At 59.0% G+C, this 18,644-nt stretch carries 21 protein-coding genes; 11 read left to right on the top strand and 10 right to left on the bottom strand.

The window, feature by feature from the left end; genetic code table 11:
• Positions 1–170: 170 nt before the first annotated feature.
• The 4 genes from VC35_RS12240 (at position 171) to VC35_RS12225 (ending at position 4,344) form a co-directional block, all read left to right on the top strand.
• Complete coding sequence (locus tag VC35_RS12240; RefSeq protein WP_046040318.1) at positions 171–452, top strand: DUF3303 domain-containing protein; 282 nt, start codon at positions 171–173, stop codon at positions 450–452.
• A gap of 216 nt (positions 453–668) precedes the next feature.
• Positions 669–2,282: an arylsulfatase gene (locus VC35_RS12235; RefSeq protein WP_046040316.1), complete on the top strand. Its 1,614-nt coding sequence runs from the start codon at positions 669–671 to the stop codon at positions 2,280–2,282.
• Positions 2,283–2,350: 68 nt separating this feature from the next.
• Positions 2,351–3,619 (top strand): OmpP1/FadL family transporter, encoded by a 1,269-nt coding sequence (locus VC35_RS12230; RefSeq protein ID WP_046040315.1) that lies wholly within the window; start codon positions 2,351–2,353, stop codon positions 3,617–3,619.
• A gap of 50 nt (positions 3,620–3,669) precedes the next feature.
• Complete coding sequence (locus VC35_RS12225; RefSeq protein ID WP_046040313.1) at positions 3,670–4,344, top strand: DUF3313 domain-containing protein; 675 nt, start codon at positions 3,670–3,672, stop codon at positions 4,342–4,344.
• 102 nt (positions 4,345–4,446) lie between these two features.
• Here VC35_RS12225 and VC35_RS12220 read toward each other — a convergent pair whose 3' ends face one another.
• A complete protein-coding gene (locus VC35_RS12220; RefSeq protein WP_046040312.1) occupies positions 4,447–5,178 on the bottom strand; it encodes a tellurite resistance TerB family protein in 732 nt (243 codons plus the stop codon).
• 257 nt (positions 5,179–5,435) lie between these two features.
• On the opposite strand from VC35_RS12220, the gene pcsA reads away from it, so the two are divergent.
• On the top strand, positions 5,436–6,158 hold the full coding sequence (pcsA, locus tag VC35_RS12215; RefSeq protein WP_046040311.1) for a phosphatidylcholine synthase: 723 nt from the start codon (positions 5,436–5,438) through the stop codon (positions 6,156–6,158).
• Between the two features lie 2 nt (positions 6,159–6,160).
• Positions 6,161–6,547: a DUF488 domain-containing protein gene (locus tag VC35_RS12210; RefSeq protein WP_046040310.1), complete on the top strand. Its 387-nt coding sequence runs from the start codon at positions 6,161–6,163 to the stop codon at positions 6,545–6,547.
• A gap of 148 nt (positions 6,548–6,695) precedes the next feature.
• On the opposite strand, the gene VC35_RS12205 is transcribed toward VC35_RS12210, so the two are convergent.
• From VC35_RS12205 to VC35_RS12190, 4 genes are all read right to left on the bottom strand, one after another.
• Positions 6,696–7,070 carry a hypothetical protein gene (locus tag VC35_RS12205; protein WP_223464966.1) on the bottom strand — a complete coding sequence of 125 codons (375 nt, stop codon included), beginning with the start codon at positions 7,068–7,070 and terminating at the stop codon, positions 6,696–6,698.
• A 37-nt stretch (positions 7,071–7,107) separates the two neighbouring features.
• Positions 7,108–7,707 (bottom strand): polymorphic toxin type 44 domain-containing protein, encoded by a 600-nt coding sequence (locus VC35_RS12200; protein WP_052960554.1) that lies wholly within the window; start codon positions 7,705–7,707, stop codon positions 7,108–7,110.
• Positions 7,708–8,504: 797 nt separating this feature from the next.
• Positions 8,505–9,587: a polymorphic toxin type 44 domain-containing protein gene (locus tag VC35_RS28370; RefSeq protein ID WP_052960553.1), complete on the bottom strand. Its 1,083-nt coding sequence runs from the start codon at positions 9,585–9,587 to the stop codon at positions 8,505–8,507.
• A complete protein-coding gene (locus tag VC35_RS12190; RefSeq protein WP_046040309.1) occupies positions 9,587–10,081 on the bottom strand; it encodes a hypothetical protein in 495 nt (164 codons plus the stop codon). Before VC35_RS12190 ends, VC35_RS28370 begins: the two co-directional genes overlap by 1 nt.
• A gap of 587 nt (positions 10,082–10,668) precedes the next feature.
• Here VC35_RS12190 and VC35_RS12185 point away from each other — a divergent pair.
• A complete protein-coding gene (locus VC35_RS12185; protein ID WP_046040308.1) occupies positions 10,669–11,031 on the top strand; it encodes a DUF6124 family protein in 363 nt (120 codons plus the stop codon).
• Positions 11,032–11,239: 208 nt separating this feature from the next.
• On the opposite strand, the gene VC35_RS12180 is transcribed toward VC35_RS12185, so the two are convergent.
• Together VC35_RS12180 and VC35_RS12175 are read right to left on the bottom strand one after the other, a co-directional pair.
• Entirely contained in the window at positions 11,240–12,052 is an 813-nt protein-coding gene (locus VC35_RS12180) for a class I SAM-dependent methyltransferase (RefSeq protein ID WP_046040307.1), read from the bottom strand.
• 45 nt (positions 12,053–12,097) lie between these two features.
• Entirely contained in the window at positions 12,098–12,367 is a 270-nt protein-coding gene (locus tag VC35_RS12175) for a DUF4242 domain-containing protein (RefSeq protein ID WP_046040306.1), read from the bottom strand.
• A gap of 179 nt (positions 12,368–12,546) precedes the next feature.
• Here VC35_RS12175 and VC35_RS12170 point away from each other — a divergent pair, with 179 nt between their 5' ends.
• Positions 12,547–13,524, top strand: a complete 978-nt coding sequence (locus tag VC35_RS12170; protein WP_046040304.1) for an AraC family transcriptional regulator — start codon at positions 12,547–12,549, stop codon at positions 13,522–13,524.
• A 76-nt stretch (positions 13,525–13,600) separates the two neighbouring features.
• Positions 13,601–14,062, top strand: a complete 462-nt coding sequence (locus VC35_RS12165) for a GNAT family N-acetyltransferase (RefSeq protein WP_046040303.1) — start codon at positions 13,601–13,603, stop codon at positions 14,060–14,062.
• Between the two features lie 17 nt (positions 14,063–14,079).
• On the opposite strand, the gene VC35_RS12160 is transcribed toward VC35_RS12165, so the two are convergent.
• The 3 genes from VC35_RS12160 to VC35_RS12150 form a co-directional block, all read right to left on the bottom strand.
• A complete protein-coding gene (locus tag VC35_RS12160; protein WP_046040302.1) occupies positions 14,080–15,297 on the bottom strand; it encodes a cytochrome c biogenesis protein DipZ in 1,218 nt (405 codons plus the stop codon).
• A 146-nt stretch (positions 15,298–15,443) separates the two neighbouring features.
• Positions 15,444–15,698: a hypothetical protein gene (locus VC35_RS12155; protein ID WP_046040301.1), complete on the bottom strand. Its 255-nt coding sequence runs from the start codon at positions 15,696–15,698 to the stop codon at positions 15,444–15,446.
• A gap of 48 nt (positions 15,699–15,746) precedes the next feature.
• The gene (locus tag VC35_RS12150; protein WP_046040300.1) at positions 15,747–16,010 is read right to left on the bottom strand and encodes a DUF2790 domain-containing protein; all 264 of its coding nucleotides are present in this window, start codon (positions 16,008–16,010) and stop codon (positions 15,747–15,749) included.
• Positions 16,011–16,316: 306 nt separating this feature from the next.
• Here VC35_RS12150 and VC35_RS12145 point away from each other — a divergent pair, with 306 nt between their 5' ends.
• Positions 16,317–17,057, top strand: coding sequence for a response regulator (locus VC35_RS12145; RefSeq protein WP_008023822.1), 741 nt, complete (start codon positions 16,317–16,319; stop codon positions 17,055–17,057).
• Positions 17,054–18,364, top strand: a complete 1,311-nt coding sequence (locus tag VC35_RS12140) for an ATP-binding protein (protein WP_046040299.1) — start codon at positions 17,054–17,056, stop codon at positions 18,362–18,364. Before VC35_RS12145 ends, VC35_RS12140 begins: the two co-directional genes overlap by 4 nt.
• Positions 18,365–18,644 lie beyond the last annotated feature (280 nt).

Raw genomic sequence — 18,644 nt, 5'->3', positions numbered from 1 at the left:
GGAACAGGATCAGCGGTCATACAGGAATCGCGAGGCACTGCTATGCCTTCCTTGGGAGATTTTGCCGCAAGCCAGCCAGGACGGAACTGGAAACCCAAGCGTGGCCACGGCCCCGGCGCCAGCCAGGTACGCGCAGACAACAGGTGCCGATGTGCAACAGGAGGTGGCCGATGTTATTCATCGTCAGCTGGACAATCAGCCCGGACAACCGTGATGCCGCAATCGCACGTTTTCTCAAGACCGGTGGCGCACCGCCCGCAGGCGTCACCATGCACGGGCGCTGGCACGCTGTAGGGAGTTCGGCCGGCTTCGGCATTGCCGAGGCGAGTGATTTTGTGCCGATTCAAAAATGGGTACTGGAGTGGAACGACCTGATGAGCATGGACGTGCATGCCGCATTGACCGATGAGCAAATCGCGCCATTGCTGGCCGCCACTGCCGACCGGAAATGACGAAGGGAGGGCGGCGAGTATCGCTCGCCGCCCGATTTGAGCGGCTGCTTTAGCGGAACGCCATTTCGCAGAAAAGTGCCTGAAACACTCACTTTCTGACTATTCATTACTGGATATTTCGCAATTCAAACCTACTCTCTTCGCGGGGGGTAACGCATTTCAACGACGGTTGGGGGCTCGTCTCGATGTACTCACGCTAGTACGCAGGAGCTCGACATGAACCGGACAACCTTATCCTCGATGTTTGCAGTCCCCCTGTTGCTGTCTGCAATGGCGTTTCCCGGTCAGGCCCTGGCCGCCGACAAGGCCCCCAACATCCTGGTGATCATGGGCGACGATATCGGCTGGTCGAATATCGGCGTCTACAACCAGGGCATGATGGCCGGCAGAACCCCCAACCTCGACCAACTGGCGAATGAAGGCATGCGTTTCACCGATTACTACGCCGAAGCCAGTTGCACCGCCGGACGCGCCAACTTCATCACCGGCGAACTGCCGATTCGTACGGGCATGACCACCGTCGGCCAGGCCGGCTCGCCCGTGGGGATTCCCGCCGAAGCCGTCACCATCGCGACCGCGCTCAAGGCCATGGGGTATGCCACCGGCCAGTTCGGCAAGAACCACTTGGGCGACCTCAACCAGTTCCTGCCCACCGTCCACGGTTTCGATGAATTCTTCGGCTACCTCTATCACCTCGACGCCATGGAAGACCCGGCGCACCCCAATTATCCGAAGGAGCTGCTGGACAGCGTCGGCCCACGCAACATGGTCCACAGTTGGGCCTCCACCACCGATGACACGACCGTGATGCCGCGCTGGGGCAAGGTGGGCAAGCAGAAAATCGAGGATGCCGGCACGCTCTATCCGGAGCGGATGAAAACTGTCGACGAGGAGATTCGCGACAAGGCCTTCTCTTTCATCGACAAGGCCAAGCAGGACAACAAACCGTTCTTCGTCTGGCTCAACCCGACCCGCATGCACATCGTCACGCACCTGTCCGACAAGTACGAAGCCATGCGCAACTCGCAGAATGGCTGGTCGGAACAGGAAGCCGGCATGGCGCAGCTCGATGACATCGTTGGCGACGTCCTGGCGAAGCTGAAGAAAGACGGCATGGACGACAACACCATCGTGATCTTCACCACCGACAACGGTGCGGAAAACTTCACCTGGCCCGATGGCGGCACCACCCCGTTCGCCATGGGCAAAGGCACGGTCATGGAAGGTGGCTTCCGGGTGCCGGCAATCATTCGCTGGCCAGGCAAGGTGCCGGCCAATCAGATCGCCAACGGCATCATGTCCGGCATGGACTGGTTCCCGACCCTGGTCGCGGCGGCAGGCAACCCGAACATCACCGCCGAACTGCTCAAAGGCAAACAATTGGGCGATACCACCTACAAAGTTCACCTGGACGGCTATGATCAAACTCCAATGATCACCGGAAAAGGTCCGTCGAACCGACATGAAGTTTTCTACTTCGGAGAAAGCTCCTTGGGTGCAGTGCGCATAGACGACTACAAATATCGCTTCATTGACCAACCGGGTGGCTGGTTGGGGGCTAAAGTTGATGTGGACGTGCCGAACCTGACCAATCTTCGACTCGACCCATTCGAGCGCATGGGCTGGCCGGAAAATCAGGCCGCACAGGGTTCGCAACAATACTTCGACTGGTTCAAGTTCCAATTCTGGCGTTTCGTGTTCGTCCAGCAGCAGGTGGCCAAACTGGCTGAAACAGCGATCGAGTTCCCGCCGATGCAAAAAGGCGCGAGTTTCAACCTCGACTCGGTTAAAGCCAAGATCGCCAAGGCTCGAGCAGAGATGGCCAAGTAACAGCCGAATCCACGGGTGGCTGGTGCAGTCCACCCGTATTCGAAATGGACAATTGCTGAGGGATTTCAATGCAGATAAAAACAACTACCCTGCCCGCCTCTGCGCTACTTGCCCTGTGCTGCCAGCAAGCCTGGGCCGGCGGCATCATGCTCTATGAAATCGGCACCGATAACGCCGGCCTGGCCAACGCCGGTGCCGCCGCCCGTGCCCAAGGCCCCTCGACCATCGCCAGCAACCCCGCGGGCATGAGCTTTCTGCCCGGTACACAAATCACCGCCGGCCTGCAGGTCCTGTACGGCGACCTGAGCTTCGACCGCGACTCTGGCAGCAATACCCCGGGCAGCGGCAGTGGCAATGCCCTTGATCCGATTCCCGGTGGCAGCTTCTTCATCAGCCATGAACTGGACGAGCACTGGAGCGTCGGTTTCGGCCAGTACGGTGACTTCGGCCTGGCGGTCAATTACGACAATGACTGGTCCGGCCGCTACTTCGCACAAAACTCCAGCCTGCTCGGCTTGTCGCTGGTGCCCAGCGTGGCGTATCGCTTCAACGAGCAGTGGTCGGTGGGCCTTGGCATCAAGGCCATGTACGGCATGTTGAAGGCCGACACCGCCATCGACCGCTCCCCTTTCGGCTTCACTGACCGCGCTGACGGCCAATACAAGTACCGGGACAACACCTGGGGCTATGGCGCCAACGTCGGCGTGATCTACGCCCCGCAACCCGGCACGCGCATCGGCCTGACCTACACCAGCCAGGTCGACCTGGACTTCGAGGACCGGCTCGACGTGAAGGGCGATGGCCGGCTGCTGGACCGCGTGAACAACACCAATACCGAACTGGACATGAAGGTGCCGCAAACCGTCACCCTGAGTCTGTTCCAGCAACTGGACCGGCAATGGGCGCTGCTGGCCTCGGCCAACTGGCAGGACTGGTCGGAGTTCGGCGACATTGCCGTAGAGGTCGACACCACCGCGTTTGGAGCGCAATCGAAAACGGTCGACGCCGGCTTCAAGGACACCTGGCACCTCTCCCTTGGCGCACAATACCAGGCCACCGAGCAGTGGTTGTGGAACTTCGGCGTGGCCTACGACAGCAGCGCCGTCTCGGACAGCAACCGCAGTGTGGTGGTGCCAATGAATGAATCCTGGCGTATTGCCACAGGAGCCACCTATGCTCTGAACAAGGACACCGATGTCAACGTCAGTTGGGCCATGGTCTGGCTCGGCGACATGCCGGTTGAGCAGACCAAATCCGTATCGGGCGATCGAGTATCCGGTCAATTCGACAATGCCTGGATTCAAGCTTTGACCGGGAACATGACCTGGCGATTTTGATGTCTTGTAAACAAAAGAACGAAGATTTCTTCCAAGGAGTAAACACCACTATGAATCTGTCCCGAAAACTGCTCGTCGGCGCCACGCTGGCCAGCCTGCTGCTAGGCGGTTGCACCTCGAAAGTGACGGAGAAGGAGCAATACTCAGGCTTCCTGTCCAACTACAACAACCTGCAGGAAGTCGAAACGCCGAGCGGCGGTACCGCGATGCGTTGGGTCAGCCCTTCGTGGAACCCGAATGCCTATGACACCGTGGTGTTCAACAAACTGGAGCTCTACCCGGCCCCCAAACCCGACGAGCGTGTCAACAAACAGACGCTGACTGACATTCAGAACTACATGACCAGCAAGGCCAAGGCCTCCCTGGGTCAGAAGTACCGCGTAGTGTCCAACACCTCGTCCGCTCCGGCGGGTTCCCGCCCTCTGATCATGCGTGCGGCGATTACCGGGGTGAATGCCGAGAACGAAGGCATGAAGTGGTATGAAGTGGTGCCCATCGCGGCTGTAGTCGGGGCAACACAGGCTGCTACCGGTCACCGTGACCAGGACACCACCCTGTTCATCGAAGCCGAGTTCATCGACGCGAAGAGCAACCAGACCGTGGCCAAAGTGGTACGCAAGGTGTTCGGTACCGCCCTGGAAAACGAAAGCCAGAAGATTACCGCCAAGGACTTCAAGGCGGCGATCGACAAACTGGGTACCGACTTCCAGGCGTTCCTCAAGTAACACGCTCAGGTGGCGAGGGAGCTTGCTCCCTCGCCACATGGAGTTCCTTCCTGACTCTTGTGGTCACTCCTTCATCCCCTCGTTTCAGTTGCCCAAGGTAATTTAGGCCGCAACGCCCTTGGCCTGCTGTTCCAGATGCAATTGCAGCTCCGGCTCGATCTGCAACGCCGCGGCCAGTTCATCCAGATAGTTGCGCTCGGCGTCCTGCTGGTCGTCCACCAGCATCACGCTGGCCAGATACATCTCCGAAGCTATGCCGGGGTCGGTGGCCGATTGCGCGACGTCATTGGCGTCCAGTGGCTTGGCGACCTCGTCGTCCAGCCATTGCTGCAATTGCGGATCGTCGGTGTGACGGCCGATTTCAGTGCTGATCATCTGCTTCTCGGCTTCATCGATGCGGCCATCGGCCTTGGCCGCCGCAATCAATGCTCGCAGGATCGCATGGCTGTGCTCCTCGGCCTCCGGGCCAGCCAGCAAGTCCACGGTCCGTGGCGCTTCTTGCGGTGCTGACGCCTGACTGCGCTGCCAAGCCTGGTACGCCTGGAACGCCATCATGCCCAGGGACGCCAGCGCCGCATAATGGGTGCCGCCAGCGGAACGACTTTGCGGTGCGCCGCCCATCGGCGAACCACCGCCGAGCAAGCCACCGAGCAAATCGCCCAACCCTGCGCCACCACCGCCGCCACCTGCACCAGCACCACCGCCCAACAAGCCGCCGAGCAAACCACCCAGATCGCCGAGCCCGCCCTGGGCCGACGCGCCAGCGCCACCCTGTTGCGCCATCGAGCCCTGGCCGGCGCGCAGTAATTGTTCGAGCAGATCGCTGGTGTTCATGACGTTTTTCCTCTTGAAGGGCGTTTATCCAGTCAGGCAACGATAGCCCCCGCCGGCGAATGTGCCAGCACCGTTGGGCTGACCCGCCCGCGCTACCGCGGATTGCTCCGGGGTATTTCTTTAGGGCGCAGCTAAGATTCATAGGTGGTGAACCTTATTCCCGGATACCCGGTCGATACCTGCAACCCGACCCGGTTTGCCACCGCCCCGTACGCGGGGTGACAACTGGCTTGCTTCATTCACTGGAGAACGCCCCCGTGATTTCAACCCTGTACATCGCCAGGCTCAAAGCATGGGGCGCCCATGGCTTTACCGCCACTGGCGTGGTCACCGCTTTCCTCGCCACCCTGTCCCTGCTGGATAACCAGCCGACCCATTGCCTGCTGTGGCTGGGTGTCGCCCTGATCGTCGACGGACTGGACGGTGCGCTGGCACGCAAGGTCAACGTGCAGTCGGTGTTGCCGAGTTTCGATGGCTCGATCCTCGACCTGGTGATCGACTACCTGACGTACGTGTTTATCCCGGCACTGTTCATCTATCGCTACATCCCGTTGCCGGACTACACCTTGCTGCTGAGCGTGTCGCTGATTCTGGTGTCGTCGCTGTTCTGCTTCTGCAACGTCAACATGAAGAGCACCGATAACTACTTCCAGGGTTTCCCCGCCGCCTGGAACGTAGTTGCCCTGTGCCTGTACATCATCGCCCCGTCGCCGTGGATCACCTTCGTCACGGTCATCGGCCTGGCGCTGCTGACCGTGACCCGGATGAAGTTCCTGCACCCGTTTCGCGTGCGCCGGTTCATGCCGATCAACATTGCTGTAACGGCCATCTGGTTACTGTGCAGCCTGTCACTGGTGCTCAACCATCCGCAGATCAATCCGTTGGTGATGGGGCTGTGGCTGCTGATGTCGGCGTACTTCCTGGGCATCTGCCTGTGGCGCACGGCGCTGGAGTGGTTCGACGAATCGAGGCTCAAGTAGCCATGGCGGTCCATATCGTCCAACTCGGTTCACCCCGGCGACCCGACGAAGGTTTGCGCCTGGGCACAGTCCGCCGCCCTCCCCGTGGCGTACCGAAAGCCGAATTCGCCCGTCTGGACTTTTATGATGTCTGGCAGCCGCTGCTGTCGCCTAGTGCGCAGCTGGTGGCCGAGGCCAAGGCTGCGCAAGATGCCAAGGCCTGGGAGGTGTTCCGGCGCAAGTTCAAGGCCGAGATGAGCCAGCCCGCGGCCAGTCAGTTACTGGACCTGCTGGCCGCGCTGTCCCATCAAACGTCCCTGGCCGTGGGCTGTTACTGCGAGGATGAAGCGCATTGTCATCGGTCGGTGTTGCGCGAATTGCTGGAGGCGCGGGGGGCGGAGGTCGTTTAGCTGGTCTGAACACTGGCCCTCGTAGGAGCGAGCTTGCTCCGGGCGGCATTCCGACGATTGCGGTGTATCAGTCACAACACTTGCGACTGGACGCCCCCTATCGTGAGCAAGCCCAAACGGAAACGGCACCTTTCGGTGCCGTTTGCGATTATGGTTTCACCAAATCCCATTGGCACTCTTTCAACCTATCTACATCAATACCACTTCCTTTCTGCATATCAATGTTGCCGTCGGCGTCGAGGAAAATATGCATGTTGGGCCACTTCGGTGTGATGCTGATGCAGTGCCAACGCTCGTTCTCAACAGCCCAAGAAAACTCCATGAAAAATTCGGTATCCGGAAATAGATATCCGTGGTCACTGGTGGCACCTCCGGGAGACATCCGTCCCCTGTATATCCGGTCTTGGACGTTCCATGTGTACCGCAATCCCCGCTCGGCATCCTTGGAATAATTGACGGTTGCGCTGGGTAGAACATAAATATTCCATAGGGCCATCAACTGCAGTACCAGCAGCGGAAACAATGGAATCCATAGCCATCCTATGTACCGAAATCGTGGTTTATTTACAGACGTGGACACTGACTCCATCTCCCCAATTCTCTGGAGCTACCGCCAACACTTTATTCATGATCATCTGCGCTGTTATCCCGCCATTAGGGTGCTGATTGGCGAGCTTTATACCGATACTTATCGACACTCTATCAGCTACATCATCCCATGATCGCAATTGAGTCCAAGGGCTGGCTGTAGGACGAGGGCCAGGGAGTTCTCTATCCTTTTTGGGGGTTGTTCGTAACTCTTCGGCCTTGCGCAAGGTATCTGATGCAATTTGTTCGGCCCCTGCGCCGTCTAGCAGCAAGCTTTCGGAAAGCCCCCCTATGATTCCGACATAACCGTAGTGGATGTTCGACCAAATATCGTAGTAGTACAGGTACTTCCCTTGCTTGTGCCGGACTCCGGGGAATAGTTCACGAAGCTTCGGCTTATGATCCCACTCCATATTTTGACCCACTTGTTTAGTCCAGATCGCCATCGCCTCAAGCTTCTTCGCCAACGCGATAGCGTTGAAATTCGGTGGTCCAGCCAGTCTGGCGTACCATGGTAGTTCCAGAAATTTCCTGGCGGCTGCGCTACTTTCATAGTTGATCAATTCCTTCATTTACAGCACGGCCGGACGCTGGATTTTTCGATTCATTTTTCCAGCGATATCGGCGTCTTCTAATATCTGCGCCTGATAGTCACCCTGTGCTTGATGGCTCGGTTCTCCCGCTGGATGGCGTAGCGGTACCGATAGCAATGAACCCAATGTCACAGGCAGCCTGAATCAAGGCACCTGCTTCGCAAGTAAACGGGAGCAAGCTCCCTCGCCACAGATGATTTGTTGTCCTGATAAGTGCGTTCGGGCTGGAGAACTTGGTTGCCTGGGATAACCTCTTCGCGGGCAAGCCCGCTCCCACAGTGGATCTCCTGAGTACTCAGCCTTTGTGAGTGCCTGCGATTAATTGTGGGAGCGAGCCTGCTCGCGAAGGCGATGGAAAAGGCAGAAAAAAAACGGCACCTTTCTATGGGCTCGCGGTATCCGTGATGCATTGTTTCAAGCGATCCGAATCCGTACTGCTGCTTGGGCTTTTGTCGAGAACCCCATCCGCTGCGATGTAGATACTGGTCGTTGGCCAGCTAGGGCTTATCATTACACAATGACTTTTATTTGAGGCCGTCCAGTCAAGCCGCATAAAGAAATCATCATCGGGAAAAAGATGGCCAGCCCCCCCTGTAGATTCGCCGGGAGAAATGTCACCTCTAAAGATATCGTGTTGAGTATTTAGGATAAATTCCATCTTCCCATTTCCTTCTTCCGAGAAATAGATTTTTACCCTCGGGACGGTGACGTACCAGACAAGATAAATAAGCAGCAATAGCGTTAACAGTCTGCGCTTGAGATAAAAGCGAGCCTTTTTATTTGCAGTTGTGGACACTTATACCCTTCCCCCAATCAGAAGGATCACCTGCAAGCACTTCATCCATAATTATCTTGGCGCTGACCCCACCGGTTGAATAAGCTTTGAAGAGGCTCACGCCAATAGTTATAGACTTTCTGTCTGGAATGTCATCCCACGCCCTTAATCCCTTTATGTCATCTGAGCGATGAGGCCCTGGCTTATTTTCCCAATCTTGAAACTTACGTACCGTGTCGGAAATGATCTGCTCAGCACCTGCACCATCCAATAACACCTGCTCCGAAAAACCTGCAGCCATTCCTACATATCCATAATGAATATTCGACCAAATATCGTAAAAATAATCATATTTCCCCTGTTTATGGCGAACATCGCCCCCGAACTGAACCTTTATCTTCGGTTTATGATCCCAGGGCCGATTCTGCCCGACCCGCTCTGTCCACAGCGCAAACGCCTCGGCTTGCTTGACAAGGGCGATGCTGTGGAAATTGGGTTGGTGGCCGAGTCGCAGGTAAAACGGGATCTCCATGTATTTATTATTTTCAGCCACCGGGTCATAGCTGTTCAGCTCCTTCATTTTCGGAACCGAAGGGTGGGTGATGTTCCGGTTCATCTCATTGGCTATGTAGCTGGCCAGTTCTTCCATTCGGTCCGGGTGATTGCAAGAAGCAGGATTGCCAAGAGAGGCCGTGACCTTCGCTGCAGGTTTCAGACCTGTCATCTGGGGATTCGTTGTAAACCTGCTATCCGTTTGGGTCGTCGGAGGAGCGGCGGCCCTGATAGCACTCCGCATGGGGCTTGCCTCATTTTGATAGCTGGCCGTAAACACCGAGGGAATCAGTTGGGCTTTGCAGGGACAATTACTGTGACTATCCAGCGTGCCAGCCATAGCTTTGCCATGGCTGATCTTGTGTGAAATACCACCGACAATCTGATAAGTCTTGCCATCTTTGCCGCAAGTGACCCGATCACCTTCGCGCGCATGAGCGATACCGTACATCATGATTCGGGTGTCACCATCCAGCACTTTGCCGCCGCAGGTGGTCTTGTCATGCAGGCCGATGAAATATCCTTTCTCCATTAGTTCTCTACTCCCTCTATGGAGGGCAGAAAATCCTCTCCCATGGGCACGCCTTCACGCGCCACGTACATGCAAATGCCTTGGGATGTATTGATGATCTCGTCGCCATTGCACAGACGACTACCGACCAGCGCCAGATGGCTATTCTCTTCGCCTGCTGTCGTTACGATCTGCGCCGTCCTGCCATCGGCATACACGACGAAATCGCCTTTCTGCGCTCCACGTACTTTTTGACCGCTGTCCAATATGAACTCCAGCGGCGACGTCGCTTGCTGGATCACCCCGCCGTCACGGGTCTGACTGCCCTCGGATGCGACTCGGTAAATAGCGCGAGGTGGATGTGTTTCAACGTAAGCACGCTGCTGATCAATGATCGCCCGGGCCTCCTCGGCAAATTGCGCAAGTTGCTCCTCGGTGAAAGGCGAGTTGTCCAGACTGCGGAGAAATTCAGGAGAAACTTCGTTGGTATACAAGGGGTGCAGAGGTGCATTCATTTACAACTTCCTTATCGTCATCGATTTGAGTTGCCTTCTCTCTCGTCTCGGCAGAAGCGCTGAGCAAAGAAAATATTGGGCGACGACGAATAAGACGGTGGGACGCGTGCTGAAAGCAATCCAATGGCATAGCCAAATGAACGAATAGGAATTTTCGCAATAACCAACAACCCATTTCCTACAGCGATAGTTCCATAAGTTAATTTTTCGCGCAGTGGAGGCCCACTCAAAGAAATTTAAACGCGCCCGTTTAATCGCTTGGGAAATTACTTCCTGAAAGCTACACCACCTTGCGCCGTTGCCTACCGGTGCGACAGAATCCGCCGGCTTGTGCGTCGTGGGCTTGGGTTCTATCGTTTGCCGGTCATTGAAAAATCAGTGATCGGGCTTGGTAGGCCCGTAGCATCGACGCATAGCGTCACCTTTACTGCCCAGTGTCTGGGCGGTGTTTTTATGGTGACCATGCGCAGGGCTCCTTCGGGGGCGCCGGTTCCGATGCCCGGTCTACCAACCTTCGTATGGTCGCCACCCTTCGTTTGGTAGCGAGGCGGTGATGGCTCCTTTTAAATAGCGTCGGAGTTCCATCTATGTTCAAGGTCACACCCAATCCGCCGGAGACCGATCCGCCATCCCCGTACGAAAACGCCGCTTCAGAAAAATCTCACGTAGACGCCGAGCAGCCGCTCGACTATGACCTGAAGCCAGACGTCCCCATCATGGACATTCCGCGCTCAGTCGGCACGATGTTCTTCGTCAACCCAGAGCTCGATGCAGAAACCCTGCTGGCCCATGCATGCGAATCACTGGCTTCGGCCAATGTCATGACCATGGATCTGGCGGATCATATGGAAGGCCCCAGGCGCAACTCCCTGCTCGGCATTGCGCAAGTCATCATGCTGGGCGAGCTGGCGGTGAATCGCGCGCTGGACCAACTTGACCCACATGAGTAACCGCCGCTGCCTTTGACCGAGTCGCTTGACCTGATTTTCTGATCTCCGTTTACAGGAACAGGCACGAACAAAAACGGCACCTTCGGGCGCCGTTTTTGCGTGTAGGAGCGAGCTTGCTCGCGAAAGCGGTGTATCAGCCACAGAAACTGCGACTGGAAGACCATCGCGAGCAAGCTCGCTCCTACAGAGGGTTTTGCATTGTTATCGATCACCGCCGCGTGATCACCACCTCCAGGTATTCACTCGGTACCACCAACGAATTGTCGCCCGCCCGGTTCATCCGGTTGATCAGCTCGGTCAAGTCGGTCTCCAGGGCCTTGGCGCCATCCGCGGGCAGCGCAGCGAAGGCCTTGTGCACCGGCCCGTACCATTCGCGGAAGGTGTCGATGAAATGCGCCGCTGAGCGATAGCGGAAATTGAACGTGCGGCGCGTCACCTGGAGCAGGAACTCACGCTCGTCGAAATGCTCGTGCAGCCAGGCTTCGCTGCCCCAGCGTGAGGGCGGATTCGCACCAGGAGGGGGTGGCAGGTGCTGGCCCAGGGTCTTGAACATCTGGCCGACGAATCCTTCCGGCGTCCAGTTGGCCAGGCCGATCCGCCCGCCCGGGCGACACACCCGCGCCAGTTCCGCGGCGGCCTTGGGCTGGTCCGGTGTGAACATCACGCCGAAGGTCGACAGCACGGCATCAAAACTGCCGTCGGCAAAGGGCAAGGCTTCGGCATCGGCGACCTGGAAGGAGACGTTGAAGCGTTCTGCCCGGGCCCGTTCTTCACCGCGTTCGAGCAAGGCAGCGACGTAGTCGGTGGACGTCACCTGGCAGCCACGGCGGGCAGCCGCGAGGGTTGCGTTGCCGTTGCCGGCGGCAACATCGAGCACGCGCTCATCGCACAACAGGTCGCAGGCTTCGGCCAGTTGCTCGCCGACGATCTGCAGGGTGGTGCCGATCACGGCGTAGTCGCCGCTGGCCCAGGAGGCCATCTGGCGGTTTTTCAAGGCAGTCAGATCAATGGGTGTACTCATGGAGACGGTCTCTGGGTTGAAACACGAATCGCGCCTGGCGGGCATTCACTCCGCCGTTGTCGGATCGATGATGTTCATGACCTGGGAAATGCGGTTGGCGGGAAAACCACTGATCCTGGCGTGCTCCTGGATCTGCTCCTCGTTCGGCGAGATGTACACGCAGTAGAGTTTGTCACCGGTGACATAGCTCTGCAGCCACTGCACCTCTGGCAACTCACGCAACGCCTGGCAGGACTTTAGCGAAGCGGCTTTCAAATCCCTTTCCGAAAGACCTCCTGCGCCCTGGATCTCGCGTTCAATCACGAACTTCGGCATGGCAACCTCTCTTTTCTTGTTCTGGGTAGCAGGGCCGGTATTGACCCCGTAGACAAACTATCGTCCTGACGGGCGCTGGCGTCCTGTCCGATCGTCGCCCAACCCTGCCCGATCGTCCGGAGATTCCACGTTGCGCACCGGCGCGCTCACAATCAGGAACCTCCCACGGGGAAACCCCAATGGACGCTCTGTCACAGACCCTGCGCGTCGTGCACCTGGTCGGCGCTATCTTTATCAACGCCCGGTTCACCGCGCCCTGGTGCTACCAGTCGCCCAGCGCCGATACGGCGGCGCCGTTTCTGGAGCCCGGTGCGGAACGGGTGGTGATCTTTCACCTGATCACCGAGGGCGAGTGCTACGTGGAATTGGGCGATGACCCGCCGCTGCTGCTGAGTGCGGGCGACGTGGTGATCTTCCCCCAGGGCGATGCTCACCGCATGTGCTCACATCCCGGATTGCCCCCGGCCACGGGTGCGCGACTGGATGCGGTGCTGGCGCGCCGCCCCCGGCAATTGAGTTATGGCGGGGGTGGCGCGGTCACCCGGTTGGTGTGCGGTTACCTGGCGTGCGATACGCGCCTGGCGGGCATGTTGCTCAAGGGCTTGCCGGCGGTGGTGCGGGTCAACGTGCGCGGGTCGGATGCCGGTATCTGGCTGGAATCCTCCGTGCGTTATGCCCTCGCCGAAGCCCGCTCGCCTCGCCCTGGCGGCGAAGGGGTGTTGGCCAAACTGGCCGAAGTGCTGTTCATCGAAGTACTTCGCCTGTACATGAACGAACAGGGCGAAGGCCGCACCGGTTGGCTGGCCGGTGTGCGCGACCGCATCGTCGGCGCCGCCCTCAACGCCTTGCACAAAAAACCCTGCCACGCCTGGACACTGGACGAACTGGCGCGCACCGCCAGCACTTCAAGATCGGTGTTGGCCGAACGCTTCCAGCAACTGGTGGGCGTATCGCCGATGCAGTACCTGACGCAATGGCGGATGTTGCTCGCCGCCAACCTGTTACGCAGCAGCAACAGCTCATTGACGCGCATCGCCGAAGAAGTGGGATACCAGACCGATACCGCCTTCAGCCGCGCCTTCCGTCGCGAGTACGGTGCGCCGCCAGCGGCGTGGCGGCGCGGTCAGGCCACCTCGAATCACTTGAGCAGTCGCTGAACCGGCGGGGGCGACAGCACCGCCCAAGCCCGCTACTCTCGCTACCCAGCGACCAACCTATGAAAGGACTCACAACATGGCACCCCGCCTGGACTGGCTTGCTCGACATATGCAGCACAGCAATACATTCGCTTCGTGGATCCACCAACAGTTCCACTACGAATACGCCGGACAGCCCCTGCCCGACTGGCAACGAGAGTTCGCCGAAGGCCAGAACAACGGCGACTGGAAATGTCTGATCGCCCTCGACCATGACGAGTTGCTGGGCGGCGCGGCACTGGCCAGGGCTGACCTGGCCCATCGCACGGATCTGAGGCCCTGGCTCGCTTGTGTCTTCGTCGCCCCCGAAGCGCGCGGAAAGGGCCTGGCGGAGCAGTTGATAGAAGGGATTTGCGCGCAAGCCAAAGCCAGCGGCGAGACGAAAATCTACCTGCACACCCACGACCAGAGCGTTTACTACGCCAAGCGCGGCTGGGTGGTGCAAGAGCGGTTTCAGGCATGGGAAAAAGATCAATGGCTCATGGCGCGGGACCTGTGAGCCATTGATCGAGCAAATTACGCCGCTGGCGCGCTGGCCTTGGCCTCCTCCAGCAATTGCTGAATCATTTGTTCCTGAGTGTCGTAGCTACCTTCACCGAAGTGGGTGTAACGCACCTGCCCCTTGGCATCGATCAGGTAGTGCGCCGGCCAGTACTGGTTGTCGAAGTTGCGCCAGATCGCGTAGTTGTTGTCGATCGCCACCGGGTAGGTGATGCCGTACTCCTTCACCTTGGCCCTGACGTTGTCGATGATGCGTTCAAAGCCGTATTCAGGTGTGTGCACACCGATCACCACCAGCCCGTCCTTTTCATACTTCTTCGCCCAGTCCTTCACGTACGGCAAGGTGTGCTTGCAGTTGATGCAGTCGAAGGTCCAGAAGTCCACCAGCACCACTTTGCCTTTCAGGGCTTCGTTGCTCAGTGCCGGTGAGTTGAGCCAGTCCACCGCACCGGACAGCGAGGGCATGGCGCCCTGGGCATCGCCCATGGTGGTGTCGGCCTTGACCTTGCTGACCAGGTAATCGACGACTTTCGGCACGGTTTCCAGCACGCCTTTCTCTACGCTGCCGACACCTTCCGAGGAGGTGTTGGCCAGCAACAGGTCGTTGGCCCCCGTTGCAATCACAGCCGCACCGGCAAGCACCGCAACCCCGGCGCCACGGCGCAACCAGCCGGTGACCGGAATCGAAGGTTTCAAGCGATTGACCAGGCCGCGACCGGCAAAGATCAAGGTGCCCAGGGACAGCGCGCTGCCCACGCCATAGGCCACCAGCAACAGACTGGTGCCGGCGTTCGCCCCTTGCAGCATGGCGCCGGTGAGAATCACCCCGAGGATCGGCCCGGCGCAGGGTGCCCAGAGCAGCCCGGTGGCGACACCGATCATGATCGACGCCAGCGGCCCGGACATCTTGCGCGAGTTCGGGTCGATGCGATTGCCCAGCAGCACGAAGGGCCGCGCCAGCCAGTCACCGACCCGGGCGGAAATCAGCGACAGAGCGAACAGCACCATCACCAGCAGCGCTACGTGGCGGCCGGTGTTGCTGGCCTGGATCACCCACTCACTGCTGACCACGGCCAGGCTGGAGACCAGGGCAAAGGTCAGGACCATGCCGCCGAGGGTCAGCAGGATCGAGGAGCGTGTGCGGTCGGCCCCGGCAAACAGGAATGGCACGACCGGCAGGATGCACGGGCTGAGGACGGTCAATATGCCGCCCAGGAAAGCGATGAGTAACATGGGATCACCTAATACACATTAGAGGGCGACACATCACCACTGTAGGAGCGAGCCTGCTCGCGATGGCGTCCGGTCAGGCGACACATCCTTGACTGAACCATCGCTTTCGCGAGCAGACTCGCTCCTACAGTTGATTTGGGGTGTTCTCAAGCCGTTTGCTCATCCAGCAGCTGCCCCTGCGGCGTACGGCTGGCACCGTTCTCGGCGAGCATCTGCCCTTGCGGCGTACGGCTGGAACCGTCCTGCGCCAGGAAGCCTTGGGTGCCCTTCTCCGCCACCGGCGTGAGCTGGAAGCAGGTGTTACTGGCGCAGGCGCTCTGCTCGACAGCGGCGTTGGCATGGGCGGCCGCACCGGCGACGGAAAAGGCGATGGCGGTCAAAAAGCGGGAAATGTTGTTCATGATGTCCTTCCTGTTTCAAATGGATTAAGCGGCGGTTGATCGCAACACTCAGTTTTCCGAGTTGCAGTTGTCGGCGAATTTGCGGTAATCCAGCACCTGGGTTTTCGACTGGGAGTCGAGGTACGTCATCTGCGCATTCACCACGCCGCAGGACGCCGTAGTGTCCTCGGTCAGTGACACCACTTTCCTGATATCCAGTTGGGTGCCGTAGGTGTAGGTTTTGGGGGCGACATCGGCTTCGGCACGGGCCGACAGGGTGCAGATGTTCAGGGCGGCAAACAGGCAGGCGGCGTAGATGGCCTTGGTGTTCATGGCGAGCTCCTCAGGGTTTCAACAGGTTGATCGTTGATTGATCCGAGGCGCTCTGGCTGGCCTCGATGGAACCTATTAAAAGCCTGGGAGGTATCTCGTCTGTGTCGGGAATCGGCGTGAATTAATCGCTGCGTATCAGAACGGTGCCTGGATACACAGCAATACAAAACCGCTGGAAATCGGCTTTTTTGCCTTCGTGTGTATCCGCAGGCAAGCCAGATACACTGCAATACAAAGGGCGGCAGGCGAGCCCGCCCAGGCTCGATAGACTGTGTGGCATTCCCCATTTACCAGAGGTTTGGCCCAATGGATCACGTTGATCACATCCTCATCGTTGACGATGACCGCGAAATCCGCGAGCTGGTTGGCAACTACCTGAAGAAGAACGGCCTGCGCACCACGGTCGTGGCGGATGGACGGCAGATGCGCGCTTTTCTGGAAACCACTCCGGTGGACCTGATCGTGCTGGACATCATGATGCCGGGGGACGATGGCTTGCTGTTGTGCCGCGAACTGCGCGCTGGCAAGCACAAGGCCACGCCGGTGCTGATGCTCACCGCTCGCAACGATGAAACCGATCGCATCCTCGGCCTGGAAATGGGCGCCGACGACTATCTGGTCAAGCCATTCGCCGCCCGTGAACTGCTGGCGCGGATCAACGCGGTGCTGCGACGCACGCGCATGCTGCCGCCGAACCTGGTGGTGACCGAAGCCAGCCGCCTGTTGGCCTTCGGCCGCTGGCGCCTGGACACCTCAGCCCGTCACCTGCTCGATGCAGACGGCACCATGGTGGCCCTGAGTGGTGCCGAATATCGATTGCTGCGGGTGTTTCTCGACCATCCGCAGCGGGTGCTCAACCGCGATCAATTGCTCAACCTGACCCAAGGCCGCGACGCCGATCTGTTCGACCGCTCCATCGATCTTTTGGTCAGTCGCCTGCGCCAGCGCTTGCTCGACGACGCCCGCGAACCGGCCTACATCAAGACCGTGCGCAGCGAAGGCTATGTGTTTTCCCTGCCGGTGGAAATCCTGGGCGATCAATCATGACCCTGGCGCTGCATTGGCCGCGCACCCTCGCCTCGCGGCTGTCGCTGATTTTCCTGATCGGCCTGATCCTCGCCCAGGCGCTGTCCTTCGGCGCGCAGTACTACGAACGCTACGAGTCCTCGAAAAACACCATGCTCGGCAACCTGGAAACCGACGTTTCCACCTCCGTTGCCATCCTCGACCGCTTGCCCGCCGATGAGCGAGCCGGCTGGCTCAAACAACTGGAGCGGCACAATTACAGCTACATGCTCAATGAGGGGTCGCCGGGCACGCCCATCCGCACCGACATGCCCGATGCCCCCATTGCCATTGCCTCGATCAAGGACGCCATCGGCCACGATTACCCGATGACCTTTACCGACATTCCCGGGCCGAAAAAACATTTTCAAGTGCACTTGAACCTGGCGGATGGCAGCCCGCTGACCATCGACGTCCGCCCGACGATGGTGCCGTTGTCGCCCTGGCTGCCCATCGTGTTGCTCGGGCAACTGGCGCTGATGCTGGCCTGCTCCTGGCTGGCGGTGAGAATTGCCATCCGCCCCCTCACCCGCCTCGCCGGTGCCGTCGAAACCCTGGACCCCAACGCGCACCCGGTGCTCCTGGACGAAAAAGGCCCGAGCGAAGTCGCCCACGCCGCCCGGGCCTTCAACTCGATGCAGGCACGCATCGCGGCGTACCTGAAGGAACGCATGCAATTGCTCGCGGCAATCTCCCACGACCTGCAAACCCCCATCACTCGCATGAAACTGCGCGCCGAGTTCATGGACGACTCCAGCGAAAAAGACAAACTGTGGAACGACCTCGGCGAGATGGAACACCTGGTACGCGAAGGCGTGGCCTACGCCCGCAGCATCCACGGCGCCACCGAAGAAAGCCGCCGCACCGACCTCGACTCGTTCCTCGACAGCCTGGTATTCGACTATCAGGACGTGGGCAAGGACGTTCAGCTCACAGGCAAGAGTGCAGCCGTCATCGACACCCGCCCCCACGCCTTGCGCCGGGTGCTGGTCAACCTGACGGACAACGCATTGAAGTTTGCCGGTGCTGCCGAGTTGCAGGTGGAAAGGCAGGCCGATGGCGACCTCTCGATCAGGATCCTCGATCGTGGCCCGGGGATCGCCGAGGAAGAACTCAAGCAAGTGATGGAGCCCTTCTACCGCGTTGAGAATTCCCGCAACCGCAGCACCGGCGGCACTGGGCTGGGGCTGGCGATAGCCCAGCAACTGGCGGTCGCGATTGGAGGGTCGTTGACCTTGAGCAATCGAGAAGGGGGCGGGTTGTGTGCGGAGTTGCGATTGCCGGTGTAGATGTTTTCGGTTCGGGTTCTCGGGTTTACTCGGGGCTTGTGGCCACTGAAGATCCCTGTGGGAGCGAGCTTGTTCGCGATGGCTTTGTGTCAGGCGGCGTGGATTTTTGAAGGTGTACATATCCGTTGCTGCGGTAACGGCCACTTAGGGTTCCGCTCTTACAGCGGGTCACTTTGAAAAGCGCAAAGTAACCAAACGCTCTTGCCCCTGACATTCGGTGCCTCGCCGTGGCTCGGCATGCCCTCGCTCCGGTCCTGCGCCGTGGGCCCGCCGCCATCGG

The sequence above is a fragment of the Pseudomonas fluorescens genome (assembly GCF_000967965.1).
GTDB classification, from domain to species: Bacteria; Pseudomonadota; Gammaproteobacteria; order Pseudomonadales; family Pseudomonadaceae; genus Aquipseudomonas; species Aquipseudomonas grandcourensis.
The sequence above is the reverse complement of the archived record's forward strand: the minus strand, read 5'-3'. Positions and strand labels throughout refer to the sequence as shown.

Bases quoted from the DNA above. Each gene is read 5' to 3' on its own strand.
- VC35_RS12240 (WP_046040318.1), top strand. From the start codon at position 171: ATGTTATTCATCGTCAGCTGGACAATCAGCCCGGACAACCGTGATGCC.
- VC35_RS12235 (WP_046040316.1), top strand. From the start codon at position 669: ATGAACCGGACAACCTTATCCTCGATGTTTGCAGTCCCCCTGTTGCTG.
- VC35_RS12230 (WP_046040315.1), top strand. From the start codon at position 2,351: ATGCAGATAAAAACAACTACCCTGCCCGCCTCTGCGCTACTTGCCCTG.
- VC35_RS12225 (WP_046040313.1), top strand. From the start codon at position 3,670: ATGAATCTGTCCCGAAAACTGCTCGTCGGCGCCACGCTGGCCAGCCTG.
- VC35_RS12220 (WP_046040312.1), bottom strand. From the start codon at position 5,178: ATGAACACCAGCGATCTGCTCGAACAATTACTGCGCGCCGGCCAGGGC.
- VC35_RS12210 (WP_046040310.1), top strand. From the start codon at position 6,161: ATGGCGGTCCATATCGTCCAACTCGGTTCACCCCGGCGACCCGACGAA.
- VC35_RS12200 (WP_052960554.1), bottom strand. From the start codon at position 7,707: ATGAAGGAATTGATCAACTATGAAAGTAGCGCAGCCGCCAGGAAATTT.
- VC35_RS28370 (WP_052960553.1), bottom strand. From the start codon at position 9,587: ATGGAGAAAGGATATTTCATCGGCCTGCATGACAAGACCACCTGCGGC.
- VC35_RS12190 (WP_046040309.1), bottom strand. From the start codon at position 10,081: ATGAATGCACCTCTGCACCCCTTGTATACCAACGAAGTTTCTCCTGAA.
- VC35_RS12185 (WP_046040308.1), top strand. From the start codon at position 10,669: ATGTTCAAGGTCACACCCAATCCGCCGGAGACCGATCCGCCATCCCCG.
- VC35_RS12180 (WP_046040307.1), bottom strand. From the start codon at position 12,052: ATGAGTACACCCATTGATCTGACTGCCTTGAAAAACCGCCAGATGGCC.
- VC35_RS12175 (WP_046040306.1), bottom strand. From the start codon at position 12,367: ATGCCGAAGTTCGTGATTGAACGCGAGATCCAGGGCGCAGGAGGTCTT.
- VC35_RS12170 (WP_046040304.1), top strand. From the start codon at position 12,547: ATGGACGCTCTGTCACAGACCCTGCGCGTCGTGCACCTGGTCGGCGCT.
- VC35_RS12165 (WP_046040303.1), top strand. From the start codon at position 13,601: ATGGCACCCCGCCTGGACTGGCTTGCTCGACATATGCAGCACAGCAAT.
- VC35_RS12160 (WP_046040302.1), bottom strand. From the start codon at position 15,297: ATGTTACTCATCGCTTTCCTGGGCGGCATATTGACCGTCCTCAGCCCG.
- VC35_RS12155 (WP_046040301.1), bottom strand. From the start codon at position 15,698: ATGAACAACATTTCCCGCTTTTTGACCGCCATCGCCTTTTCCGTCGCC.
- VC35_RS12150 (WP_046040300.1), bottom strand. From the start codon at position 16,010: ATGAACACCAAGGCCATCTACGCCGCCTGCCTGTTTGCCGCCCTGAAC.
- VC35_RS12145 (WP_008023822.1), top strand. From the start codon at position 16,317: ATGGATCACGTTGATCACATCCTCATCGTTGACGATGACCGCGAAATC.
- VC35_RS12140 (WP_046040299.1), top strand. From the start codon at position 17,054: ATGACCCTGGCGCTGCATTGGCCGCGCACCCTCGCCTCGCGGCTGTCG.